Source organism: Nocardia sp. NBC_01730, assembly GCF_035920445.1.
In the GTDB taxonomy this organism is placed as follows: Bacteria; Actinomycetota; Actinomycetes; order Mycobacteriales; family Mycobacteriaceae; genus Nocardia.
Genome location: NZ_CP109162.1, coordinates 1,711,753 through 1,737,212, shown reverse-complemented (window position 1 = coordinate 1,737,212; position 25,460 = coordinate 1,711,753). Strand labels below are relative to the sequence as shown.

19 protein-coding genes and 4 pseudogenes are annotated in these 25,460 nt (G+C 66.8%); 14 read left to right on the top strand and 9 right to left on the bottom strand.

Features of this window, described 5'->3' with window-relative positions:
* Positions 1–24: 24 nt before the first annotated feature.
* The 7 genes and pseudogenes from OHB12_RS07090 to OHB12_RS07060 all read left to right on the top strand — a co-directional run.
* Positions 25–210 (top strand): hypothetical protein, encoded by a 186-nt coding sequence (locus OHB12_RS07090; RefSeq protein ID WP_327117295.1) that lies wholly within the window; start codon positions 25–27, stop codon positions 208–210.
* 689 nt (positions 211–899) lie between these two features.
* Positions 900–1,352, top strand: a complete 453-nt coding sequence (locus OHB12_RS07085; RefSeq protein WP_327117294.1) for a CBS domain-containing protein — start codon at positions 900–902, stop codon at positions 1,350–1,352.
* A 250-nt stretch (positions 1,353–1,602) separates the two neighbouring features.
* Positions 1,603–2,511 (top strand): universal stress protein, encoded by a 909-nt coding sequence (locus OHB12_RS07080; protein ID WP_327117293.1) that lies wholly within the window; start codon positions 1,603–1,605, stop codon positions 2,509–2,511.
* 41 nt (positions 2,512–2,552) lie between these two features.
* Positions 2,553–2,786 carry a WS/DGAT domain-containing protein gene (locus tag OHB12_RS07075; RefSeq protein ID WP_327117292.1) on the top strand — a complete coding sequence of 78 codons (234 nt, stop codon included), beginning with the start codon at positions 2,553–2,555 and terminating at the stop codon, positions 2,784–2,786.
* Between the two features lie 212 nt (positions 2,787–2,998).
* Positions 2,999–3,748 carry an SDR family NAD(P)-dependent oxidoreductase gene (locus OHB12_RS07070; RefSeq protein ID WP_327117291.1) on the top strand — a complete coding sequence of 250 codons (750 nt, stop codon included), beginning with the start codon at positions 2,999–3,001 and terminating at the stop codon, positions 3,746–3,748.
* A 114-nt stretch (positions 3,749–3,862) separates the two neighbouring features.
* Positions 3,863–4,735: an Acg family FMN-binding oxidoreductase gene (locus OHB12_RS07065; RefSeq protein ID WP_327117290.1), complete on the top strand. Its 873-nt coding sequence runs from the start codon at positions 3,863–3,865 to the stop codon at positions 4,733–4,735.
* A pseudogene (locus tag OHB12_RS07060) lies at positions 4,732–6,408 on the top strand (SulP family inorganic anion transporter); the annotation flags it as partial. The gene OHB12_RS07065 and the pseudogene OHB12_RS07060, both read left to right, overlap by 4 nt.
* A 525-nt stretch (positions 6,409–6,933) precedes the next feature.
* Here the strand turns inward: OHB12_RS07060 and OHB12_RS07055 are convergent.
* A pseudogene (locus tag OHB12_RS07055) lies at positions 6,934–7,065 on the bottom strand (universal stress protein); the annotation flags it as partial.
* A gap of 148 nt (positions 7,066–7,213) precedes the next feature.
* Here OHB12_RS07055 and OHB12_RS07050 point away from each other — a divergent pair.
* The 7 genes and pseudogenes from OHB12_RS07050 to OHB12_RS07020 all read left to right on the top strand — a co-directional run bounded on the left by OHB12_RS07050 (position 7,214) and on the right by OHB12_RS07020 (position 14,210).
* Positions 7,214–10,232 (top strand): annotated as a pseudogene (locus OHB12_RS07050) (Tn3 family transposase).
* A 9-nt stretch (positions 10,233–10,241) separates the two neighbouring features.
* Complete coding sequence (locus tag OHB12_RS07045; RefSeq protein ID WP_327117289.1) at positions 10,242–10,439, top strand: hypothetical protein; 198 nt, start codon at positions 10,242–10,244, stop codon at positions 10,437–10,439.
* Positions 10,440–10,539: 100 nt separating this feature from the next.
* The gene (locus OHB12_RS07040) at positions 10,540–10,773 is read left to right on the top strand and encodes a hypothetical protein (protein ID WP_327117288.1); all 234 of its coding nucleotides are present in this window, start codon (positions 10,540–10,542) and stop codon (positions 10,771–10,773) included.
* A 53-nt stretch (positions 10,774–10,826) separates the two neighbouring features.
* Positions 10,827–11,354 (top strand): hypothetical protein, encoded by a 528-nt coding sequence (locus tag OHB12_RS07035; protein WP_327117287.1) that lies wholly within the window; start codon positions 10,827–10,829, stop codon positions 11,352–11,354.
* Positions 11,355–12,000: 646 nt separating this feature from the next.
* Positions 12,001–12,393, top strand: a complete 393-nt coding sequence (locus OHB12_RS07030) for a hypothetical protein (protein WP_327117286.1) — start codon at positions 12,001–12,003, stop codon at positions 12,391–12,393.
* Positions 12,394–12,422: 29 nt separating this feature from the next.
* Positions 12,423–12,878, top strand: a complete 456-nt coding sequence (locus OHB12_RS07025) for a hypothetical protein (RefSeq protein WP_327117285.1) — start codon at positions 12,423–12,425, stop codon at positions 12,876–12,878.
* Between the two features lie 366 nt (positions 12,879–13,244).
* Complete coding sequence (locus tag OHB12_RS07020) at positions 13,245–14,210, top strand: recombinase family protein (RefSeq protein WP_327117284.1); 966 nt, start codon at positions 13,245–13,247, stop codon at positions 14,208–14,210.
* A gap of 530 nt (positions 14,211–14,740) precedes the next feature.
* Here OHB12_RS07020 and nuoN read toward each other — a convergent pair.
* The 8 genes and pseudogenes from nuoN to OHB12_RS06980 all read right to left on the bottom strand — a co-directional run bounded on the left by nuoN (position 14,741) and on the right by OHB12_RS06980 (position 25,454).
* The gene (gene nuoN, locus OHB12_RS07015) at positions 14,741–16,288 is read right to left on the bottom strand and encodes an NADH-quinone oxidoreductase subunit NuoN (protein WP_442800078.1); all 1,548 of its coding nucleotides are present in this window, start codon (positions 16,286–16,288) and stop codon (positions 14,741–14,743) included.
* 155 nt (positions 16,289–16,443) lie between these two features.
* Positions 16,444–18,069 (bottom strand): NADH-quinone oxidoreductase subunit M, encoded by a 1,626-nt coding sequence (locus OHB12_RS07010; RefSeq protein ID WP_327117282.1) that lies wholly within the window; start codon positions 18,067–18,069, stop codon positions 16,444–16,446.
* Positions 18,066–19,952: an NADH-quinone oxidoreductase subunit L gene (nuoL, locus tag OHB12_RS07005; RefSeq protein WP_327117281.1), complete on the bottom strand. Its 1,887-nt coding sequence runs from the start codon at positions 19,950–19,952 to the stop codon at positions 18,066–18,068. Before nuoL ends, OHB12_RS07010 begins: the two co-directional genes overlap by 4 nt.
* 1 nt (position 19,953) lies before the next feature.
* Positions 19,954–20,253, bottom strand: coding sequence for an NADH-quinone oxidoreductase subunit NuoK (nuoK, locus tag OHB12_RS07000; RefSeq protein ID WP_029892786.1), 300 nt, complete (start codon positions 20,251–20,253; stop codon positions 19,954–19,956).
* Positions 20,250–21,080: an NADH-quinone oxidoreductase subunit J gene (locus tag OHB12_RS06995; protein WP_327117274.1), complete on the bottom strand. Its 831-nt coding sequence runs from the start codon at positions 21,078–21,080 to the stop codon at positions 20,250–20,252. The genes nuoK and OHB12_RS06995 overlap by 4 nt, the downstream gene beginning before the upstream one ends.
* A complete protein-coding gene (gene nuoI, locus OHB12_RS06990) occupies positions 21,077–21,601 on the bottom strand; it encodes an NADH-quinone oxidoreductase subunit NuoI (protein ID WP_442800077.1) in 525 nt (174 codons plus the stop codon). Before nuoI ends, OHB12_RS06995 begins: the two co-directional genes overlap by 4 nt.
* A gap of 3 nt (positions 21,602–21,604) precedes the next feature.
* Positions 21,605–22,960: pseudogene (gene nuoH, locus OHB12_RS06985) on the bottom strand (NADH-quinone oxidoreductase subunit NuoH); the annotation flags it as partial.
* On the bottom strand, positions 22,953–25,454 hold the full coding sequence (locus OHB12_RS06980) for an NADH-quinone oxidoreductase subunit G (RefSeq protein ID WP_327117270.1): 2,502 nt from the start codon (positions 25,452–25,454) through the stop codon (positions 22,953–22,955). The gene OHB12_RS06980 and the pseudogene nuoH, both read right to left, overlap by 8 nt.
* Positions 25,455–25,460 lie beyond the last annotated feature (6 nt).

Sequence of the window (25,460 nt, the reverse complement as noted above, 5' to 3'; positions counted from 1 at the left end):
CGGCTCGCGACACAGCGGGGCCGGATGACACACCGGCGTTCACGCTCGCGGATCCGCCACACCGACGAGGAGATCGCGTACGGCGCCGAGAGCGACCCCGGCGGCCGCGCCTGCCAAGACATCCAGCAGCGCATACGCGCCGAGATGGATGCATGCGACGGCACGGCCGCGCCGGCGAAGACCACCCCACGCCACCGCCGACCGAGATAGGGACTCAGCAACGTCGCCATGCGGCTCTTCTCCAGTGTCTGCGCCTCGTCCACCTGCCTGCGGGCCAGTCCCTCGAAGAATCCGAGAATTGGCCTGCCAGAAGCAGGAGGCGCCCGCGATCATCAGGCCGGTGAACACGATGCCGAGCGCATGGTTGCGGATGTGCAGTCCCCACGCGGCGAACAGGTCGAAGTCGGTGATCCACGCGGCCGCGATCCGAGCACGACGTAGCCGACGGCGACGAACTCCCGCGCCATCTCCAGATACCGGACCGAGATCCGCGACACAATCAGGGCCGCGAGTCCGAGCAGAGCGATCATTCCGAATGCTTCCATGGGCTGACTCCCTCCTCACACGTTCAAGCCACCCTTCACGATCCGCTACCCGGACCGTGGCAGGCAGTGCGACGTGTCACCGACTGTCATGACTTTCGGCCGTGAACCCGGCTGGGAATTGGGTGAAGGGGTAGAGCATCGTGTTCTCCGGTCCCGGCGGAATGTAGGTGTCTCGACGTGGCGGCGATCTCGTTGCACGCGGTGACCACACCGTCGACGGCCTCGGTGAGGACAGTGATGATCTCGACCAGCGGAAGGCCCCCTGCCCCGATGACTTTTTCCCCTGTCGGCGCGATCGAACGCCATCGAATGATAGTCAGGCAATCGAAACCCGACCACGGAGAGGAGCTCACCATGACCAACGCACAAGAGATCATGCACACCCACGCAGCATGCATCGGAGTGCGCGACACCATGGATACCGCGGCGCAGCGCATGCGCCAACTGGATGTCGGCGCGCTACCGATCTGCGATGGGGAACATCACCCCGTCGGCATCATCACCGACCGCGACATCATCATCAAGGTCCTTGGTATCGGCGCGAACCCGAAGACAACCACCGCTGGTGAACTCGCCCAAGGCGACGAGCTGCACACCGTCGACGTCGGCGCCGACATCGGCGACGCACTGGCCCTCATGGAACAGCACCAGATCCGGAGGCTTCCGGTGACCGAGCGCGGCCAGCTGGTCGGCATCATCACCGAGGCGGACCTGGCCCGCCACCTGCCCGAACAGACGGTCGGCGAATTCGTCGAAGCCGTGTGCGCCCAGCATTTTCCGACGGCCACCGCCGAGGCGCCGTACTAGAGCCGACGGGAGTGATCAGCCCCAGGTCCGCATCGTAGCGGCGAGGCAGCAGGTGTCTATGGCCGGTTCCTCGACGAGCGGCGCACAAACAGACATTGGTCCTCGGCTGCGAGTAATCCTTGGCGTCTTCGGCAGTCGATGGTGCGTGCAGTGGTGACCGAGGCCGGTGGCCCGCCCGGCGAGTCGTCCCTGCCACGCGACGCGGCGGGATTGCTCGTTGGGAACCCGATGACGACGAAAGGTTAAGACGATGGCCGATTCCGCTGCTTCGCAGTCCGTCCCGCAGATGATCGCGGCTGTCGACGGCTCGGAGAGTTCATATCAGGCGGTGGCCTGGGCAGCAGTCGAGGCTGCCTTGTACCTTCGGCAACTGCAAATTCTTACTTCGATGGCGCTGCCCGGTGGTTTCGGTCCCGGCGTGACACTGAGCGAGTCGGATAGGGAGTGGATGCGCCGCGACGGCGAGCGGATCGTCACCGAAGCCAGCAGGATCGCGCGAGCGGCCGTGCCGGGTGCGGAACTCGTCCTCACCACCGAGGTGTCGTTCGACCTCCTCGTTCCCACCCTGATCGCCCGGTCGGAACAAGTGAAGATGCTGGTGGTCGGCAGTCGGGGCCTGGGCGCCTTCCATCGCGGGCTGTTCGGCTCGGTCAGCACCGCGTTGACCCGGCATGCGCATTGCCCGGTGGCTGTCGTTCACAACGTCGCCGGCATCGAACCGGAGTGGGCGGGCAAACCCGTTGTCGTCGGTGTAGACGGCAGCAGCAACAGTGTTCCCGCCATCGAGCTCGCCTTCGACGATGCGTCGTTGCGCAAGGTCGGGCTGACCGCAGTGCACACGTGGAGCGATGTCACCGGACTCGATTTCCCGGTGCCCGGCTGGGATGCGGAACTGGAGTCGGAGGAGATGGTGCTCGCCGAACAGCTGGCCGGCTATTGCGAGCGCTATCCGGATGTGCCGGTACGGCGCATCATCAAGGTGGACCGCCCGGCTCGCGCGCTGCTCGACGAATCGGCGCACGCGCAGTTGCTGGTGGTCGGCAGCCACGGTCGCGGCGGGTTCGCTGGCATGCTGCTCGGCTCGACCAGCAACGCGCTGCTGCATTCGGCGCAGTGCCCGATGATCGTCGTGCGAGATCACAAACGTCCTCCAGAATAAGGGCCTTCGCATCTGACGCGCCCGTGAGCCGCGCCGCCAGGATGAAGTCAGCGATCGCCGCGGCCACTACCTACCAGCACAGCATCGCCGGGCTCGCCACCAACGTGCCGGATCCGAAGCGACTGCTGTCCCTGCACGGCAGCGATGTGCTCGAGAAACTCGCCTACGCTCGGATTGTCATGCGGCTGCGCACCGGCATCGCCAATCTCAGCTATCGCGACCAGCTGGCCTTCGGCATCCCGGCGACTACGACACCACAGCCGACATCGAGATGATCGCTACCGGGATCGGAGACGCCATCGAGGAGTTACAGCACCACGCCCGCAGCGCGGCGGCCCCACCCGCATATAGCCCTGCGAGGTAGCTCGGGGTGCCCGATTTCGTGCCCGACGGCCCGGGCAGCTGGTGACTTTCGGCCGTCGGCGCAGGTGTGGCCGCGCGGGAGGCTTAACGGATAGACACTCGATGAGACAAGAGGTGGGTCATCATGAGCAGGTTCAGTGCACGCAACGCGATCGTCACCGGCGGCGCGCGTGGCATCGGAGCCGCCATCGCGGAGGCGCTCGTCAAGGAAGACATCTCGGTGGTGATCGCCGATTTACTCGAACACGAGGGCTGTGAGGTCGCGCGAAAGCTCGGCTCGACTGCGAAGTTCTGCCGGCTCGATGTCACCGACGACGCCAACTGGCGCATTGTCATCGACGAAGCGGAAGAGGCGTTCGGGCCGCTGGCGATCCTGGTGAACAACGCGGGAATTCTCGATTTCGGTGGGATCGAGACGCAGTCGCCTGTGATGTTCCGGCACGTGGTGGACGTCAACCTGTACGGCGCCTGGCTCGGTATGCATCTAGCCGCACCGCGCCTGCGGGCGGGCGGCGGCGGGGTGATCGTCAATATCTCCTCGACTGCCGGGCTGCTCGGATATGCGGGGATCGGTGGTTACGTGGCCAGCAAGTGGGGGTTGCGCGGGCTGACGAAGGCCGCTGCCATCGAACTCGGTCCCGCGGGGATCCGGGTGTGCTCGGTGCATCCCGGCCCGATCCACACGCCGATGACCGCCGGCCTCGACGCTTCGGTCGCCGCAACGCAGCCGCTGGCCCGCTTCGGGGAGCCAGAAGAGGTCGCCGCGATGGTCCGTTTCCTGATCACCGAAGCCACCTTCTCCACCGGTTCGGAATTCGTGCTGGACGGTGGTGCTACCGCTGGGCAGGCGCTACCGCTGCCCAACGCGTCCTGATTGCGACGAAGTCACCGGGCCTTCGATATGTGGCCTTGGGCCCTTTCGGCGGCGAGGTCGCCGGATGCGACCGTAGCGACAGCAGACATTGGCGTCGAGAACGAGGAAAGAACAATGGCCAGTAGGCATCCCGATGTCGACAGCGTGCGGGCCGCGTTGGCGCTGGCCGTATGCGCACCGTCGGTCCACAATACCCAGCCGTGGCAGTGGCGCGTCGGCGACACCACCGTGCACCTGTACGCCGACGACAGCCGCAGACTGCCGCAGGCCGACCCGGATCGCCGCGATCTGCTGATCAGCTGTGGCGCCGCGCTGCACCATTTCCGGGTGGCGGCATGGTCGTTCGGGTGGGACACCGTCGTCCACAGGTTCCCGAACCCGGCCGAGCCACGACATCTCGCGGCTTTCGAGTTCAGCGCGAGCACGCCGACCGCGGACATGGTCGCGGCGGTGCGCGCCATCAGCTGTAGGCGCACCGATCGGCGGCGGGTCACCGCGTGGGAGATCTCGCAGGCGCTGCTCGCCGAGATCATCGAGGCCGGCACCGCCGAGGGGGCGCTGACCAGCGAAATTCCCGGTGGGCCGACCCGAATCCGGCTGGTGCGGGCCTTCCAGGAGGCCGCGCGGCAGCATGATGCGGACCCCGCGTATCAGGCCGAGCTAGCCGCCTGGAGCGGACGCCATGCCGCCGTGGAAGGGGTACCGGCGCGCAATACCGTGGCCGCCTCCGATCCGCTGACCCGCGAGTTCCACAATCCCACCCTCACCGAGGCAGTGCTCCACGATCTCGACGTTCGTGGCGGCCTTTTGCTGGTGCACACCAGTTCCGACGATCCGTTGTCGCGGCCGCGCGCCGGGGAGGCGACCAGTGCGGTGCTGCTGGCCGCCACCAAGATCGGATCGACGACCTGCCCGCTGACCGCCAGTGCCGAGCAAGTAACGATGACTCCGCGGCGCGCGCTGGCTGACGTGGTGCGCCCCCTGTGACCTGGCGCCCGGCGGGTCTGACGCAGGTCCGCGGCTACCGGCCCGTTTGGCTGCGGGACGACGCCATTGCCGGTGTCACCGTGGCGGCCTATCTGGTGCCGCAGGTGCTGGCGTATGCGACGGTGGCCGGGCTGGCACCGGTCACCGGACTGTGGGCGGCACTCGGACCCCTGATCGTCTATGCGCTGCTCGGTAGTTCGCGGCAGCTGTCGGTGGGACCGGAATCGACTACGGCGCTGATGACCGCGGGAACGCTGGCACCCCTGGCCGCGGGTGATCCACGGCGCTATGCCGCACTGGCCGCGGTGCTGGCCCTGCTGGTGGGGCTGATCTGCTTCGCAGGGGCGCTGGCTCACCTCGGACTGCTTGCGGATCTGTTGTCCAAGCCCGTGCTGATCGGATACCTGGCCGGCACCGCCGGAATCATGATCGCCGGTCAGTTGGGCCACGTAACCGGCGTGCCGGTGGAGGGGGAGACGATTCCCGCGCAACTGCGCTCGTTCACCGCGAATTTTCACCAATGGCATTGGCCCACCGTGATTCTGGCCGCCGCGGTACTGATCGCCCTACTGCTGCTCGGCTCCCGGGCGCCGCGGATACCGGGCCCGCTACTCGCGGTGCTGTTCGCCACGCTGGCGGTCACGTTGTTCTCCATGCAGCGATATGGGATCGATGTGGTGGGTGCGGTGGAGTCGGGTATTCCGCTGCCCGGTGTCGCGGCCGTGCCGCTCCATGACATTGCGATACTGGTATTGCCCGCGATCGGTATCGCAGTCGTCGGGTTCTCCGACAACACGCTTACCGCACGGGCATTCGCGGCACGCCACGGCCAGAACATCGACGCGAACACCGAACTCGGCGCGCAGGGAGCCAGCAACCTCGCCGCCGGACTGCTGCATGGGTTTCCGGTCAGCTGCAGCGGCAGCCGCACCAGCATCGCCGATATCGCGGGTGCCAGAACACAGCTGTACTCGGTGTTCGTCGCGGGCGTGGTGGTGGCGGTGCTGCTCGGAGGGCGCGGAGTGCTCGCGCAATTCCCTACTGCTGCCCTCGGCGCGCTGGTCGTCTACGCGGCACTGCTCCTGATCGACCTCCCCGCATTCCGGCGGATAGCCCGGTTCCGGCGCAGTGAATTGGTGCTGGCCATCAGCACCACCGCTGCCGTGCTCGCACTCGGTGTCCTCTATGGCGTGCTGGTCGCGATCGCACTGTCCATTCTCGACCTGCTGCGCCGCGTCGCGCGGGCCCACGACGCGATCCTCGGCTTCGTGCCCGGTTTGGCCGGGATGCACGACATCGACGATTATCCGGCAGCGAAACTCGTGCCAGGACTGGTGATCTACCGCTATGATGCGCCGCTGTGCTTCGCCAACGCCGACGACTTCCGGCGCCGGGCGCTGGCCTCGGTCGAGCAGCGGACCGCCAGCCGGAATCCGGGCGACCAGGTGCGCTGGTTCGTGCTCAACGCAGAGGCGAACGTCGAGATCGACCTGACCGCGTTGGACACGTTACGGCAATTGCGCGGCGAGCTGGCCGCACGTGGCGTCGTCTTCGCGATGGCGCGGGTCAAACACGACCTGTGGGTGGCCCTCGACGCGGTCGGTCTGATCCACGAAGTTGGCGCCGACCGCATCTATCCGACCCTGCCGACCGCGTTGGCGGCCTATCGGCGGGAAACCGGGGGTCGACGACACATCCACCCGGTGACTTCCTTCCCCGCAGGCCCGGCGCTGAGCGAGATAGGTGCTGCCTCAGACGCTTTCGATGTCGCGCTGGTTCCCGGGACCGGCCAGCCCCGACGCTCGCTCCAGCTCACCGTCGAGTCACCGGGCCGAGCGGGCCGCCGACAACGAAATCCTGCAGTGCGGTCATGAGCAAGCCGTCCCCGTCAGAGCCGTCGGGCCCGTTGGTCGCGACCACACGACCCCGCAAGAACCGAGTCCGGGTGAGGAGCATTGATCCATGACGAGCACAACCAGGTGTCAAGCACCGAACTTCTGCGCCCGCTGATCCTGCGGGCGCTGTTGCCGAGGTGGTCGGAATGGAAAGTCGCGGTCCGCGCCCTGGGGCGGACTTGCTGGTCGGACTCATCGTCGCGCTGGTCGCATTGCCGGTGGCGTTGAGCTTCGGGATCAGCTCCGCCCTCGGCTCCGGGGCCGGACTGGCCACCACTGTGGCCGAGGGAACAGTAGCCGCGCCTATGCCGGGTGTGCTATCAGCACCGGGCAGTGGGCGTGCTGGACCAGGAAATTGCTGGTGGAGCCGAGTAGCAGGCCGGTGAAGCCACCGCGGCCGCGGCTGCCGACGGCGATCAGCTGGGCGGACTTCGAGGGGTTCCGGTAGTAACCGCCGAAAAAACAACGGATATGCGTAATCTGTTGGTAGATAACTAATTTCGTGCTCGGGATGCGGGTTTGGGCTGGTAGTGCTTGGCCTGGCTGCTGATGAGGTTGCTCGGCGTGGTGGAGGTCGGGGTTCATGGCGACGCGGGTATTCGCGGACGAGGAGTTGGCGCGGCTGCGGGAGTTCCCGGAGATCAGCCGCGAGGAGCTGTACCGGTTCTTCACACTAACCCTGGCGGATGTGGCGTTCGTCGCGCCGGGACGGGGCCGTGGCCCGGCAGACCGATTGGGTGTGGCTGTTGCGCTGTGCACACTGCCGTGGTTGGGGTTCGTGCCGGACAAGGTGTCAGCAGCGCCGCCGGTGGCGGTGGCACGGCTGGCTGATCAGCTGAATCTCGATGCGGCCCAGATTCTTTCCTACGGCCGCCGGGCCCAGACCAGGACAGAGCACCTGCGGCTGGTGGCGCAGTACCTGAGCTGGCGGGGGCCGGGGACGATGGAGCTGAAGGAGCTGGACGAGTTCCTGCTGGCAAGGGCGATGGAGCACGATTCACCGACCCTGCTGTTCCGGTTGGGGTGTGAGTACCTGATCTCGGCGAAGGTGATCCGACCGGGCCCGGTGGTACTAGTGGAGCGGGTCGCTCACGCCCGCGAGCAAGCGCAGCGGGAAACCTACGACCGGCTGGCGCACGAACTCACCCCACAACGGTGCGCGGAGCTGGACGACTTGCTGGTCACCGATGCCTCACTGAAGATGTCACGGCTACGGTGGCTCTCGACCGGCCCGGTGGAGGCGTCCGCGGCGGCGGTGAAAGCTGAAGTCGACAAGCTCGGGTTCCTGCGCAACCTGGGCGCGGATCGTTTGGACATGTCGGTGCTGCCTGCCGAGCGGCGCCGGTTTTTGGCCACGATGGGCCGACGGCTGACCAGCCAGCCAGGCACTCGAACGGCGGGATCCGCAGCGGCGTCATCCGATCCTGCTGACGGTGCTGGCGCAGTCGGGCACTGATGTGCTTGATGAGGTGGTCGCGTTGTTCGATCAGGCGATCTCGGCGAAATTCGGTGCCGCCGAAAAAAGGATGAAAGACGAGCTGGCCGAACGCGGCCGCTCCGGTGAGGACCGGCAAGCCCTGCTGGACGAGCTGCTGACGATCATCAACGACCCACTCGTTCTCGATGAACAGGTCGGCGGCCTGATTCGCGGAGACCGGATCGGGTGGGAACGGTTGCGGGCGGCGATAGCGCAGGCCAAACCACGTTTGCCGCGTGATCACGGGCATCTGGCCGCCCTGAATACCTCCTACAGCTATCTGCGGCAGTTCACCCCGCACGTGTTGTCGAGTGTCGGGTTCGCCGGCGGTACCGCGGCGACCGAGCTGCTGATCGCGGTGAACATGCTGCGGGAGTTGAACGCGACCGGCCGCCGCAAGGTGTTCGACGAGGCCCCGACCGGATTCGTACCGGTCAAGTGGCGCGGCTACCTCGAGGAGGCCCGCAAATCCGGCAATCCCACCGCGTATCGGCACTATTGGGAGCTGTGCGTGCTACTGGGCTTGCGTGACGGGCTGCGCACCGGGGACGTATACGTGCCCGGCTCACGCCTCTACGCCGATCCGGCGTCGTATCTGCTCAACGCGGAGCAGTGGGAGCCCCAGCGCGCCGAGTTCTGCCGCCTGGTCGGCAAATCCGCCGATCCGGCCCGCGCCTTGGCGGCCGCGGTCGATGAACTCCACGAGTCGGTCGGGGAGCTGGAGAAGGTCCTGGCAGAGGGCGAGGGCCCGGTCCGTCTCGATGAGGATGGCGACCTGGTGATCTCGCCGTTGACCGCGGAGGATGTGCCTGCTGAAGCGCGCGAGCTCAAGGCGGAGCTGACGCAGATGCTGCCGTTCGCGCCGATCGTGTCGCTGCTGATCGAGCTGGACAAACGCACCGGTTTCCTGGACTGTTTCGTCCACGCCACGGGCAAGCAGGCCCGTAGCTCGGAGCTGAAACGCAACCTGATCGCGGTCCTGCTGGCCAATGCGACCAACCTCGGGCTGGCCAGCATGGCCGACGCGTGCGGCATCTCCTACGACATTCTGTCCTGGACCGAGGAATGGTATGTGCGGGAGGAGACGCTGCGGGCGGCGAACTTGGCGATCATCGACTACCACCAAAGCCTGCCGCTCACCGCGACTTTCGGTGGCGGCACGCTGTCCTCCAGTGACGGGCAGCGGTTCCCGACCCGTGGCAAATCGACCACCGCCCGCACGGTTCCGCACTTCTTCGCCGAGCAGGGCCTGTCGACCTACACCCACGTCACCGATCAGCACACCACCTACGGAACGAAGGTGATCGTCACCACCCGGCGCGAGGCGCACTATGTGCTGGACGAGATCCTGGGCAACGCCAAGGATCTGCCGATCACCGAGCATGCGACAGATACTCACGGGGTGACTCTGGTCAACTTTGTACTGTTCGACCTGCTCGGTATGCAGCTCTCGCCCCGTATCCGGGATCTGGGCAAGATCACCCTGTACCGGCCGGGTTCGCGGTCCGACATCGAGTCCCGGTTCCCACACGCCGGGCCGCTGTTCACCCGCAAACTGAACTTGGACCTGATCGGCGAGCACTACGACGATTTGCTTCGTCTGACCGGGTCGCTGAAGTTCGGTCACGCGACCGCGTCGCTGCTGGTCGGGAAGCTGTCGGCGTCGAGCCGGCAGAACGCGCTGGCGGCGGCGTTGAAAGAGTATGGGGCGCTTCGCCGTACGATCTACGCCGCCCGCTATTTGTCAGATCCGGACTATCGGCGCAAGATCACCCGGCAACTGAACAGGGGCGAGTCGGTCCACGCGCTCAAGCGCGGCCTGCTCTACGCCCACGAGGGGATGATCCGGTCCCGGCATCTGGAGGACCAGGCCGAACAAATGTGGTGCCTGACCCTGGCCACGAACGCGGTGATCGCGTGGACGACAGAGTATTTCGGTCTCGCGGTCGAGCAGATGATGCGTGAGGGTCGCCGGGTGGATGACGAGGTGCTGGCTCATGTGTCTCCGGCGCACAGCGAGAACATCAACTTCTTCGGCGCAATCGAGGTCGACATCGACGCCGAGTTGGCCCAGCTCGGGCCGACCGGGTATCGACCCCTGCGGATGCGTGACACTCTTTTCTGATGCGAGTTGTTGACACCAGGGATCACCGATCGACTCCTGACACCTGCTGGCGCGCACTGGGTTTCCTCGGGCAGCGCCCACAACGCGTACTACGCCTACGACGTCGCCTGCGGTATCTCCGATCCCATCGGCTCCGCGCTCGGGTTCTTCCAGTCCGCCTACATGGCTAACCCGGGAATCCTGAAGCTGGCCCCAGCCCCAAAGTAGAACTGTCGGCGGGGGAATCGTAGCTGTCCAGCGCGCCGTCGAAGTCCAGGCCCGCCAGGCGGTGGTGGCGGTGAGGTGCATCGAAACCTCAGATGCAACGATGTTCACCCGATACACCATTCTCGTCCAGCCCGTAGGCGAGTACTACCGGCCGACGCTCATCTTCGATCGGATCGGGCCCGCGGAAGATACCGGGCGTGATCTTCGTCTGCATCTCGTGGCGTCGGCAGCACTGCTCATTCTGCCGATCTTCCTGCCACCGCTCTTGATATGGGCTGACACTCCCTCGGCGCACCCGGCGAAACCGGCTTCGGATGGTCCGACGGGTGCGTGATCCGTGGTGACATGGATAGTATGTTGCTCGGGGAGGATCACATGCGCCAGCACATGTTCGGTCCATCTGAGTGGCGACCGCCGCAGGATGCCGTCCGAAATCCACTGGCCACGCCGGATGGAGGGTCGGCCCGGCGGGAGTCCGCGCCGGGAAGTAGCGGCTGTTGGGCCGAGATCACCGTGCATGCGTCGTGCTCACCCCTATTGATCGACGGCGAGTCGATCTGCAAGCCGGTCATCGTGGTGAACGGATGGGTGGTGCCGGGCAGCCACTGGGGTAGGAACCGGGTTCCCATGCGGGAAGGCCGATATCACGTACGGGTTTTCACCACCTCGACTCTCGACGACGGTCCCGAGGTGGGTTCCGCTATGACCAACGTATCGGTCGCCCAGGCATCGCCAGCCGAACTCTACTACCGGGCACCGACTATGCCTCCGTTCTCGGGAGCCATCGGCCCGGTGCCGCAGCGCACGCCGGGTCTCGCGTTGAGTTGCGTGATCTGGGGGATTACGGCCTGGGCACTGGGCTGGCTCCCGGTGGTGATCCTCGTCGTGGCCGTCCAACACTTGGCCGCGCTGTGACCGGTGGAAATGGTCCGGCACGACAGGTGGCCGGCCCGCGACCGGAGGGAGTTCCATGAGCCGACACGACATCCGTTCCGAGCCGAAACCGCCACCGCAACCTTCGCGACGAGGAACGCGGGCGAACGACCCACCGGGGCTCACTGTCCACACCTCGTACTCCTGGTTGGTGGGACTCTTACTGCCCAAACCTCACATCGTGGTCAATGGCCGGCAGGTTCCCCGCACACGCTGGGGCGCGAATCACGTACCCGTTGGCCCAGGCCTTTATCAGGTCGAAGTTTCGATACATGGGCTGTTGCAGCCGAAAGGTATCGCCAGGATCACCGTACCTGTCGCGGCTGGAGAGTCCGTGCGGCTGCGCTACCGGGCACCGGTCTCGCTCCGATACTTCTCTCCGCCCGGGGCAATCGGGTACGGGCGACAGAGGACTCACTACCGCCTGTATGGAATTCTAGCCTGGATAGGGATGGTGGAACTGCTGCTCCTGGTGGTATTCGGGGTACTGGTGATCTGATGATCGGAGCCGGCGGGCCCGCCCGTGACCTCACCGGCTGGGGCGGCATCACCGACCCGGTCCGCCGCCGGCACGATCCCCGCTGGCTGGAGTGGCCGAGCCCGCACTGACCGGGGTTACGATCACGGAGTGGTTGCTCCTTTTCAGCAAGTGATTCCGGTAGTCGTGGTGGCGGGCACGCGGATTCAGGCTCGCTACCAACGGATGCCCATATATGTCGACTTCGGCCGCGGTCTGCATTTCGAACTTTGGGAAGGGCGCAACGATCTCGCTCTGCCGCCGGGCCGGTTCCGTGCCCAGCTGTACTCCGGTGGTTGGATGCGGGTCGGCCGGGCATTCCTCGATATCGACACGACCCGAGGGCCGGTCAACTTCTTCTACGCGCCGCCGTACACCATCTGGTCCCAGGGTGCGGCCGGATTTCATCCGGTCGAGCGCCCGGGGCGCGGCGCGCTCGCAGTGATCATTGCGCTCGTGGTGGTCACGCTCGTCCTCTGGGCCGCAGCACTGATCCTGCGCTGAGTTCCGAGCGCTGCTATACCATCGCCGACGTGCTCGATCTTGCTCTCCCACTGCTCGCAGGACTGGGGGCCACCACTGTCGGCGGATTCCTGTGCGGTGCCGCCTTCCACCATGTGCTGGTGCCGCTCAACGAGATATTTCGCAGCATCGGCCGGCCGTCGTACACCAACCGTCGCCCGGCCCTCGCCATCGCCCACACCTGTGTGTACGCCCACGACCCCGCGGTCTGCTCGTGCATGCCGCGGCATCGACGCACCGTGCTGGAATTTCGGGGGACGAACGCGCTCCCACAACAGGCCGCGGTACACGGTGTCTACGCCCTCGGCGCAGAGCTGCCGGTGCGCGTGCGCTATTCCACGAACGAGCCGGTCCCGCTGACTCGAAACACCGTGGTCCGCAGTGCGATTCGAGGCAGCACCCTGGGAGCCGGACTCGGGTTGGTCTACAGCGCACTGCTATTTGCTGTGCTACGCACATGGGCATAGCTCTGAATTCGAGGCTGACGAGGACCGAAAGCGAGATGCCGCAGTTCACCTGACGGCCGCCGAGGTCAAGGGCGGCAGCGCACCAGAACGCTGCGATGGTCACCGCCATCGGCGAGGGTGCCGAAGCGCCGCCGCCCCAGCCGGGGGCGGGCGGCGTCGCCGTCGCGAGGTCTCTCTCACAAACGATGATCAGATACGAGAGTTCTGCGACAGCCCCGGATCGACCACCAACCCGCAGGCCAGCGCTCGCAAGACTCCTCTCGAAACCTGCCCCTTGTGCGAGACACTTCTGAGAGACTTCGTCCATGGGGCTGACCCCCGATCAGGCCGCCGCCGCGGTAGAACATCACCGCTGCCCGAACTGCGATGCGCCTGCCGGACCCGAAGCGGGAAGACCGCCGCGAAGTACCACACCACACCCCACGCTTCGTCCTGGTGCCCGCACTGCGCGAGGAACTCGACGTGCCGGTGCCCGCCGATCGTCGCCCTGGCCGAACCTGGACGCAAGGCCCTACGCTGACCGTGGTTCCGGCACCGGCAACCGAACGGCCGGTGCGGATCGGCTACGCCAGAACATCGACCGCCCGCCAAGAGCTGGCCAGTCAGCTCGAAGCTCTCCGCCGGGCCGAATGCCACAAGATCTTTCACGAGCAGATCAGCACCCGCGTCAGGGTCCGGCCCGAGTTGGAGAAGGCGCTTGCGCTGGCCCACCAGTTCAAAGAGGCCGCACCCGAGACACCGGTCATGTTTACCGTCCACGAGCTCAAGCGCCTGGCCCGCAACGCTGCCGAACTGATGGCGCTGTCCGCCGAACTCCAGACCGGCGGCATCCAGCTCGAACTCCTCACCGGCCCACTCACCGGCATCTACGACCCCAACGGCATGGGCGCGATGTTTTTCGCGGTCCTCGCCGGCGCCGGGCAGATCGAACGCAACTACATCCGAGAAAAAACCCTCGAAGGCCAAGCCATCGCCGCCTCCAAGGGCAACCACGGCGGCCGGCCCAAGGTCATCGACGACGACTCGCTCACCTTCGCCCTCGCACTGAAGAACAAAGGCATCCCGGTCCCGGACATCGCGAAAAAGCTCACCATCAAGACCGGGAAGAACGCAGGCGAATCCCCGTCCGTCGCCTCCCTTTACCGGGCGTCCGCGGAAGCCGAACACACCGCCGCGGACGACGGCCTGCCGATCCGGCCGAAACCCGCCCGCATTGGTCGTCCCGCTCACACCCGAAGAAACCGACCTCCGCGACCGCCTCCAGGCCCAGGTTCTCCAGCGTCCAGAAGACCAGTAGCCAGCCGGAACCCTCAACGCCGCACCTATCCCTGACCAGGGACTACGCCATATCCGTTGTTATTTCGGCGATTACTACCGGAACCCCGGTTGAACGTCGTGGCCGCCTTGTTGTCCCACACGACGGTGAACCACCCGCTCACCCGATCCGGCTCCAGGACCAACAGCGCCACATTCGTGTCCCGCGCCGAAGTCGGCGACCAAGCGGTTAAACACGATGCCGTAGCCCCGGCGGGTGTTCGTCGCCGGGATCGTGTCGAGGAACACCTTCACCGCGTCCGCCAAGCGCACGCCTGCCGTATCGGCAGGCTCGAAACCGTCCCCATTGCACCATCTCTCGCGCTATCGCAGATTAATTCCGGAGTCGACCCGACCCGAAAGGGTCATAACGCCAAGCCGGCCCCGAGCCTATCTCAGATAAAGAGTCCTTATCTGCGATAACTCCTTAGCGCCGGATCTCGGGCGACTGTCCCTCAACCCCCGAACGGGCCCGACAGGACTACGACGCCCACGAGCGGACCCCGACCGTTGGACCTGATCGGCTAGGAACGTCGATCACCACGAGATCAGCGGATGAACGTCGCCGCCCGACCAGCCAAATCGAGCAGCGGCTGCGGGAACACGCCGAGCACGAGGGTAGCCGCCGCAGCGACGGCCACGATCGTCGTGGTGAGCGCAGGGGTGGTGATCAGCGGAGCGTCGGCGGGCGGGTCGGTGAAGAACATCAGCACGATTACGCGAATGTAGAAGAACGCCGCGATGGCACTGCAGATCACGCCGACGATCACCAGCGGCGTCGCGCCGCCCGTGGCCGCGGCTTCGAAGACGGCGAACTTGCTGACGAACCCGCTGGTGAGCGGCAGGCCCGCAAAGGAAAGCAGCAACAGTGCGAAAACCGTAGCCAGCCAAGGGGAGCGGCGGCCGAGCCCGGCCCACTGGGGCAGGCTGGTGGCCTCGGCGCCGGAGGATTCGCGGACCAGGCTGACCACCGCGAATGCGCCGAGCGTGCCTAGGCCGTAGGCCAGCAGATAGAACAGCACCGCCGCGACACCGCGATCGTTCGCCGCCGCCAAGCCGATGAGGATGAAACCGGCATGGGCCACCGAAGAATACGCGAGCATGCGCTTGACGTCGGTCTGCGTGATTGCCATGACCGCGCCGACCGCCATGGTGGCGATCGCGACGGCCGCCAGGATCGGGCGCCAGTCGTCGCGCAATCCCGGCACCGCGACCTGCAGGACACGCAGCAACGCGCCGACTGCCGCGATTTTGGTTGCCGCGGCCATGAAGCCCGTAATCGGGGTGGGCGCGCCCTGGTACACGTCCGGCACCCACGACTGGAACGGCACGGCACCGATCTTGAACAGCAGGCCGACCGCGAGCATCGCGACTCCGAGCAGCGCCAGCATCGCGTTGTCCGGGTGCTGAGCGATAGCGTCCGCGATCCCGCCGAGCCGCACCGTGCCTGCCTGCCCATAGAGCAGCGCGACACCGTAGAGGAAGAACGCCGAGGAGAACGCGCCGAGCAGGAAATACTTCAGCGACGCCTCCTGCGAGAGCAGCCGGCTGCGCCGCGCCAGCCCACACAGCAGATACAGCGGCAGCGACAGCACCTCGAGTGCGACGAACATGGTGAGCAGGTCGTTGGACGCCGGAAACAGCATCAGGCCACCGACCGCGAGCAGCGTCAGCGGGAACACCTCAGTGGTCGCGACGCCCGCGCGGAGCGCCGCAGCTTCGGTCGCGCTGCCGGGCACCGCGGAAGCCTGCGGAGTGAAGGCGTCCACGCCGTGTCCGAGGGTGGCGGCGGCCAGACTCCATGTCCCCGGGCCGGTACGGGCTTCGACACGGGGTTCGGCGCCGCGCTCGGCGATGAGCAGGACGCCGAGGATCGACACCACCAGGATCGTGCCCTGTAGAAACAGGCTGAAGCCGTCGATCGCCACGGCGCCCGCGATCGCGGTGGACTCGGTGCCCGCCAGCGCCACCACGGCTACCAGCGCCGCCACCAGCCCGACCAGACTCAGCACCAGGTGCGTGCCGTAGCGGTAGCGGCGCTCGAGGAACGCCTCGACGAGCACACCGAGCACGGCGGCGCCGAACACGATCAGCATGGGGGACAGGTAGCCGTATTCGATGCTCGGCGCGGGCACACGCGCGGCGAGCGTTGTCGCGTAGTCGAAGTCGCTCACTCAGGCCGTCCTCGGGAAGGCGATCATCGCGGCGAGCATTCCCGCGACGGTGACGACAAGGCGCGCAATCAGTCGGCTCATTTGTGGGCACCTCCGGGGTGTTCGGCCGAACCTGCCTCGGGCAGCGTGGGTGTCGACGGCGCGGGATCGGTCCGGCCGATGGTGGTGAGCGTCTGGCTCACCGCGGGATTGATGAAGTCCGTCAGGACTTTCGGGTAGACGCCGAGGAACAGCAGCGCGGCGATCAGCGGAGCCACCACGGCGAGTTCCCGGGGCACTAGGTCGTAGATCCGCTCGTTGCCGTCCTTCACCGGTCCGGTCATCATCCGCTGGTATAGCCACAACACATACAGCGCGGCGAGCACCAGTGCGCTGGTGGCAACTACCGCGGCGAACTGGTAGCGGGTGAATGTGCCAACCAGCACGAGGAATTCGCTGACGAACGGGGCGAGCCCGGGCAGCGACAGGGTCGCGAGACCGGCGATGAAGAACGTGCCGGCCAGCACCGGGGCCACTTTCTGCACGCCGCCGAACTCCGCGATGAGCCGGGTGCCGCGGCGCGATACCAGGAATCCGGCCACCAGGAACAGTGCGGCGGTGGAGATGCCGTGGTTGACCATGTACAGCGTCGCGCCGGTCTGGCCCTGGCTGGTCATGGCGAAGATGCCGAGGATGATGAAGCCGAAGTGGGAGATCGAGGTGTAGGCGATCAGCCGCATCACGTCGGTCTGTCCGATCGCCAGCAGCGCGCCGTAGACGATGCCGATCACCGCGAGCGTGATCACCAGCGGCGCATAGGTTCCGGACGCGTCGGGAAACAGCGGCAGGCAGTAGCGCAGCATGCCGAACGTCCCCACCTTGTCGACCACCGCCATCATCAGCACCGCGCTCGACGGTGTCGCCGCGACGGCGGCGTCCGGCAGCCAGGTGTGTAGCGGCCACAGCGGTGCTTTTACCGCGAAGGCGAACATGAACCCGAGGAACAGGGCATTGAGCACCGCGGGCCCCGCGCCGAGCTGGCCTGCGTTGGCGGCCGCGACCACGGCGCGGAAGTCGAATGTGCCCGACGATCCCTCGCCCAGCCCTTCGCGGGCGGTGAGCACGTACAAGCCGATCACCGCAGCCAGCATGATCAATCCGCCGAACAGGTTGTACAGCAGGAACTTCACCGCCGCCCGCGACCGCTGCTGACGCAGCTGCACATCCCCGGTGCGCGGCCCGAAGCCGCCGATGAGGAAGTACATCGGGATCAGCATCGCCTCGAAGAACACGTAGAACAGTAGGATGTCCAGCGAGACGAAGGAGATCAGCACCATGGCCTCGACGAGCAGGATGAGCGCAACGTAGGTGTGCGCGACCCGTTTGCCGCTGCCCACCTCGCGTTCGTCATGCCAGCCCGCCAGGATCAGCAGCGGAACCAGCGCCGCGGTCAGCAGCACCAGCACCAGGGCGATCCCGTCCAGGCCCAGCGTGTAACCGGCGCCGAACGCCGGAATCCATTGGTGGGATTCGACGAACTGGTACTGTGCGCCGCCGGGATCGAATCCCACCGCGAGCCCGATACCGAGAATCAAGGTCACCAGCGAGAAGCCCAGCGCCACACAGCGGGCGAGGGTGCGTCGCGCGGCGGGCAGCACGAGTACGATCGCCGCTCCGACGATCGGCGCCAACCACAGCGTCGTCAACCAGGGAAAATCGCTCACCACAACCTCACCGCCAGCAGGGCGGCAGCCACCAGGGCCGCGCCGGTGAACATGGACAGGGCATACGAGCGCACGAACCCGGACTGCACCCGCCGGACCCGCGCCGACAGCCCACCGATCACCGCAGCGGTGCCGTTGACTATCCCGTCGATGCCGCGATTGTCGAGGAAGACCAGTGCCCGAGTCAGATGCCGTCCCGGCCGCATGAACGTCGCCTCGTTGAACACATCGCCGTAGAGGTCCCTGCGCGCCGCGACAGTCAGCGTCGACACGGTTTCCGGTGCGGCTTGCGGAACCTCACGCTGCGCGTACCGGTAGTAGGCGACCGCGACGCCGACGGCTACCACCAGTAGCGCGAGCGTTGTGACCACAGCCGCGGGGACGGCTTCCTCGCCATGATGGGCGCCGACCACCGGTTCGAGCCAGTTCTGCAGCGAGGAGCCGAGGACGAACAGGGCGCCTGCCCCGACCGAGCCCACCGCGAGCAAGATCATCGGTCCTGTCATCACCGCTGGCGGTTCGTGTGGATGTGTATCCGGTTTCCAGCGGCGCTCACCGAAGAAGGTCATCAGCATGACGCGCGTCATGTAGAACGCGGTCAGTCCCGCACCGAGCAGCGTCACCGTGCCCAATGCGAGTCCGCTTGTGCCGCCTTGGTTGAACGCCGCCTCGATGATCCGGTCCTTCGAGAAGAACCCGGCGAACGGCGGGACCCCGATAATGGCAAGGTAGCCGAGGCCGAAGGTGACATACGTGATCGGCAGGAGCGTGCGCAGGCCGCCGTAGTGGCGCATGTCGGTCTCGTCGTCCATCGCGTGCATCACCGAACCGGCGCCGAGGAACAGTCCGGCTTTGAAGAATCCGTGGGTGAGCAGGTGCATGATGGCGACGGCGTAGCCGGCCGGGCCGAGGCCCGCAGCGAGCACCATGTAACCGATCTGGCTCATCGTGGACGCGGCCAGTGCCTTCTTGATGTCGTCCTTGGCGCAGCCGACTATCGCGCCGAACAGCAGCGTGACGGCGCCGACCAGCACGACCCCGAGCCGCGCGTTCGGCGCGAGGTCGAAGATCGGGTTGGACCGCGCGATCAGGTAGACGCCCGCAGTGACCATGGTGGCTGCGTGGATGAGCGCCGACACCGGGGTGGGGCCCTCCATCGCGTCGCCGAGCCAGGACTGCAGTGGCACCTGCGCGGACTTGCCACACGCGGCCAGCAGCAGCAACAGGCCGATCGCGGTGAGTGTGCCCTCGCCGGCGGCGGGCGCGGCGCCGAACACGTCGCCGAAGCCGATCGATCCGAACGTCGCGAACATGATCATCATGGCGATCGCCAGACCTATGTCGCCGACCCGGTTGACCACGAACGCCTTCTTGGCCGCCGTTGCCGCCGATGGTTTTTCGTGCCAGAACCCGATCAGCAGGTAGGACGCCAGGCCGACGCCCTCCCAGCCGAGGTAGAGCACGAGGTAGTTGTTCGCGAGCACTAGCAGCAGCATGGCCGCGAGGAACAGGTTGAGGTAGGCGAAGAACCGTCGCCGCGCCGGGTCGTGGCTCATGTAGCCGATCGAGTAGACGTGGATCAGCGAGCCGACGCCGGTGATCAGCAGTGCGAAACACACCGAGAGCTGGTCCAATTGGAGCCCGAAGTCGACCTGGAGGCCTGCCACCGGAACCCAGCTGAACAGATCGGTGTGCACCGCACGTGCGGCGGTGTCGCGCCCGAGCATGGCGAAGAACGCGATACCGGCGACCACGAAGGAGGCCAGCGCCATCGTTGTGCCGAGCAGGTGACCCCATGCGCCGCTGTAGCGTCCGGTGAGCAGCAGGACGATCGCACCCGCCAGGGGGAGGGCGGGCAGCAGCCAGAGCGTTGCCGTGTCCACGTCAGAACTTCAGCAGGTTGGCGTCGTCGACCGAGGTCGAGCGGCGGGCGCGGAAGATGGTCATGATGATGGCCAGACCGACGACGACCTCGGCCGCGGCGACCACCATGGTGAAGAACGCGAACACTTGGCCGTCCAGGTTGGCATGCAACCTGGCGAAGGTGACGAATGCGAGGTTCACCGCGTTGAGCATCAGCTCGATGCACATGAACACCACGATGGCGTTACGCCGCAGCAGTACGCCGGCCGCGCCGATCGTGAACAGCAGGGCGGACAGGAACAGGTAGTTCTCTGGATTCACCGATTGCCTTCCTCGTCGCTCTGGTTCTCGGTCCCGTTCGATGGGCTCGCGGTGCCGACCGAGAGGACGGCCGCTTCGGTGAGCGCCCTGGTGCGACGGTGCCGCAGGATGGTGCTGACCGAGAGTTCCTCGAAGGAGCCGTCGGGCAGTTGTGCCGGGACGTCCACCGCGTTGTGCCGGGCGTACACGCCGGGAGTGGGCAACGGAGTGGCGCGGTGGCCCGCTTCGCGGAACCGGCGGCGGGACACCTCGCGCTGGCTCATCCGCGGCCCGAACTGTTCGCGGTGGGCGAGCACCATCGCGCCGATGGTGGCGGTGATCAAGAGGGCGCCGGTGAGCTCGAAGGCCCACACATAGCGCACGAAGATCAGCTCGGCGAGCTCGCCGATCACGTCGCGGCCCGCGAAACCACTGGCGGGGAAGGGGATTCCGGAGTCACGCACACCGTTGGCGATGCCGCCGACCAGCAGCAGGCCGAAGCCGAGGCCTACCGCGGCGGCGGCGAGGCGCTGGCCGCGGATGGTTTCCTTCAGCGATTCGGCGGAGTCGACGCCGACGAGCATCAGCACGAACAAGAACAGCATCATTACCGCGCCGGTGTAGACCACGATCTGCACGACGCCGAGGAACAGCGCATCCTCGGCGATGTAGAACGCGGCCAGCGTGATCATCGTCGCGGCCAGGCACATCGCGGAGTACACGGCCTTGGGCGCGAACACCATGCCGAGCGCGCCGATCACCGCCAGTGGGGCCAGGATCCAGAATTGGACGGCTTCTCCGGTGGAGGTGCGGGTCAATGGCTCCGCGGCCAGGATCAGGTCGGTCACCGCACTGCTCCTTTCGCGCCCGCGGGGGCGGGCTGCCCGGGATCGACGGCGGCGGTTTCCCGTGGGCTGCCGGGAACGTTGCCGAGGTAGTAGTCGGCCTCGTCGGCGCCGGGGTACATCGCGTGCGGTGGCGCGGTCATGCCGGGCTGCATCGGGGCCAGCAGTTGGTCCTTCTCGTAGATCAGGTCGGCCCGGTTGTCGTCGGTGAGTTCGTAGTCGTTGGTCATGGTGAGTGCACGGGTGGGGCACGCCTCGATGCACAACCCGCAGCCGATGCAGCGCAGGTAATTGATCTGGTAGACCCGGCCGTAGCGTTCACCTGGCGAATAGCGCTCCGCCTCGGTGTTGTCGGCGCCTTCCACGTAGATCGCGTCGGCGGGGCAGGCCCATGCGCACAGTTCGCAGCCGATGCACTTCTCCAGGCCGTCCGGGTGCCGGTTGAGCTGATGCCTGCCGTGGTAGCGAGGCGCGGTGGGCACCTTCTGCTCTGGATAGAACTCGGTGTTGGGCCTTTTGAACATGGTGGCGGCGGTGACCATGAATCCGGCGAGCGGGTCCAGCAGTCCGGCTTCGGCGGCGTCTCGGGAGCGGACGTCGGCGGGCAGCGGCGGCACCGGGAAGCCGAGGAAGACCGACGAGCCTGCAGCCGCGGGCTCGTCGACCGGTGGCGGCGTGCCCTTCGCCCGGCCCGCCCGCAGGAACTGGAGCACCATCAGCCCGGAGATCACCAGGCCGCCTATCACCAGGATCGGCGTCTGCACGTGATAGCCCTCGGCCTGCAGTACCCGCGCGGTGGCCACCACCATGACCCAGAACAGGGAGGTCGGGATCAGCAGTTTCCAGCCGAGACTCATGAACTGGTCGTAGCGCAGGCGCGGCAGCGTGCCGCGCAGCCAGATGAAAACGAACAGGAACGTCCACACCTTGGCGGTGAACCACAGCACCGGCCACCAGCCGGAGTTGGCGCCGTCCCACATGTTCAGTGGCCACGGCGCGTGCCAGCCGCCGAGGAACAGGGTGGTCGCCAGGGCGGAAACCGTTCCCATGTTGACATATTCGGCCAACATGAACATGGCGAACTTGAGCGAGGAGTATTCGGTGTGGAAGCCGCCGACCAGCTCGCCCTCGGCCTCGGGCAGGTCGAAGGGCGCCCGGTTGGTCTCACCGACCATGGAGACGCAGTAGATCAGGAACGACGGAAGCAGCAGGAAGACATACCAGGTGCCCTCTTGCGCGGAGACGATGCCGGAGGTTGCCATGGTGCCGCCGAGCAGGAACACGGTGGCGAAACACAACGCCATCGCGATCTCATAGGAGATGACCTGTGCGGTCGAGCGCAGGCCGCCGAGCAGCGGGTAGGTGGAGCCGGACGACCATCCGGCAAGCACGATGCCGTACACGCCGATCGAGGTGATCGCCAGGATGTACAGCACCGCCACGGGCAGGTCGGTGAGTTGGAGCGCGGTGCGGTTGCCGAAGATCGACACCTCGGGGCCAAGGGGGATGACTGCGAACGCCATGAACGCGGGCACCACCGAGATGATCGGCGCCAGAATGAAGATCGGCTTGTCCACGATCGCCGGGACGATGTCCTCCTTGAGGGCCATCTTCACGCCGTCGGCGATGCTCTGCAGCGAGCCGAACGGTCCGGTCCGGTTGGGCCCGATCCGCATTTGCATGCGGGCCACGATCTTTCGTTCGGCTACCACGGCGATCAGCGGAATGAACATCAGGTAGACGAAGACGGCGAGAGCTTTCGCGATCACGAGCCACAGTGGGTCGTTTCCGAAACCGGCGGTCGCGTCGGGCCCGTAGGAGGCAGCGTGCGTAACCACAGAGGGCCCCGCGGACGCCGTGAAGAGCGCAGCCAGATCACTCATGACGGTGTTCCTTCATCCTCTCGTCGGCGCGTCGCAGGTGCACGATGTCACCGGGTTGGACGGCGAGTTGCTCGGTGACGGAGCAACCCGGTGAGTGCTGCGGCAGCCAGACCACACGGTCGGGCAGGTCGCTGATCATCAGCGGCAGTGTGACGGCGCCACGGTCGGTGGCGACCGTGACCGGATCGTCGGTGATCACGCCGATTTCGGCGGCCGTCGCGGCAGACAGGCGCACCACCGGTGGGCGGGCGATGCCCGCCAGATTCGGTTCGCCGTCCTGCAGGCGGCCTTGGTCGAGCAGCATCCGCCAGCTGGCAAGTATCGCGGCGCCCGGTCCGGGCTGGGGGAGTGGATGCGGCCGGTTCGCCGGCGGTGTGACGGGCGCTCCGTCCCACGCGCCGAGTTCGGCGAGTTCGGCGCGGGCGGATTCGGTGTCGGGCAGGCCGAGGAGCACCGTCATCTCGTCCGCGATGGCGTGCAGCACCCGCTGATCCGACAGCGGGGCGGACTGGCGACGCACCATGTCGTCGCCGAGCGCGGCGGCGAACGGTCGAGGCCTCCCCTCCCAGGTGCGGAACGTGCCGGACTTCTCCATGGCCGAGGCCACCGGGAAAACCACGTCGGCGCGTTCGGTGACGGGACTGTGCCGCAGTTCCAGGCTGACCACGAACCTCGCGGCGTCGACGGCGGCGAGCGCGGCGGCCGGGTCGGGCAGGTCGGCGACGTCGACGCCGCCGATTACCAGCGCGCCGAGGCCGGCCGCGGCGGCCAGGATGGCCGCGGTGTCGCGGCCGACGGTGCCCGGCAGTTCGGGCACGTTCCACAAGGACCGGACCTGTTGGCGGGCACGGGAATCCACCACAGGGCGACCGCCGGGCAGCAGGCCGGGCAGTGCGCCCGCCTCGACGGCTCCACGTTCTCCGGCTCGGCGCGGGACCCAGGCGAGCGCGGCTCCGGTCTCGTCAGCGAGCCGGACAGCCGCCGACAGCGCACCGGGGATGCCCGCCATCCGTTCGCCGACCATGATCACTGCCCCTGGTTCGCGCAGCAGCCCGGCCAGTTGAGCATAATTAGTTGTGGGCGTGGGGTTTTCGCCGGTGCGGATGGCGTCCAGCAAGCGCGGTTCCGCACCGGGCACGGCCTGCAGGAGGCGGCCGGACATGCGGCCGAGTCCGCGCGAGGAGTAGGGCGCCACCGAGTAGACCGGCAGGTGATGCTTGCGAGCCGCCTTGCGCAGTCGCAGGTAGACGAGGGGCGACTCCTCCTCGGGTTCGAACCCGGCCAGCAGGACCACCGGTGCGGCCTCGAGGCTGTCGTAGGTCACCGTGGAGCCCCGGCCCGCGACGTGGGCAGCGAGGAAATCGGCCTCCTCCACCGAGTGCGCACGGATGCGGAAGTCGATGTCGTTGGTGCCGAGGGCGATTCGCGCGAACTTGGCGTAGGCGTAGGCGTCCTCCTCGGTGACCCGGCCGCCGACGAGCACGCCGGCGTTGCCGAACGCGGCGGCGAGTCCCTCCGCGGCCGCGGCGAGCGCTTCGGACCAGGAGGCGGGCGCGAGCTTGCCGTCCCACCCACGCACCAGCGGCGTAGTGAGCCGGTCGCGTTCGGTGGCGTAGGCGAAGGCCCAGCGCCCCTTGTCGCAGTTCCACTCCTCGTTGACCTGCGGGTCGTCGCCCGCAAGCCTGCGCAGTACCTTGCCGCGCCGATGGTCGGTGCGCTGTGCGCAGCCGGAGGCGCAGTGCTCGCACACGTTCGGGCTGGACACCAGGTCGAACGGGCGGGCACGGAATCGGTAGCTGGTGCCGGTGAGCGCGCCGACCGGGCAGATCTGCACGGTGTTGCCGGAGAAGTAGGAGTCCAGCGGTTCGGCCTGTGCCGTGCCGACCTGTTGCAGCGCGCCGCGATCCATCAATTCGATGAACGGGTCACCCGCGACCTGCTGTGCGAAGCGGGTGCAGCGGGCACAGAGCACACAGCGTTCCCGGTCGAGCAGGACGGCCGTAGACAGCGGAATCGGCTTGGGGTAGGTGCGCTTCTCGCCGTCGAACCGGGATTCGGCACGGCCGGTGGACATCGCCTGGTTCTGCAGCGGGCATTCGCCGCCCTTGTCGCACACCGGGCAGTCGAGCGGGTGATTGATCAGCAACAGCTCCATCACACCCTCCTGCGCCTTGTCGGCGACGGGGGAGGTGAGCTGGGTGCGCACCACCATGCCGTCGGCGACGGCCATGGTGCAGGAGGCGACTGGCTTGCGCTGGCCCTCCACCTCGACCAGGCACTGGCGGCAGGCGCCCACCGGGTCGAGCAGCGGGTGGTCGCAGAAGCGGGGGATCTGGATGCCGATCAGTTCGGCGGCCCGGATCAGCAGGGTGCCCGCGGGTACGCTGACGGCGGTGTCATCGATGGTCACGGTCACCAGGTCGGCCGGAACCAGCCCGCTGGTGCTGCTACTCGCGATGGCTGGCCGAGCTGTCGCCTGACCTCCACCCCTCATCGAATC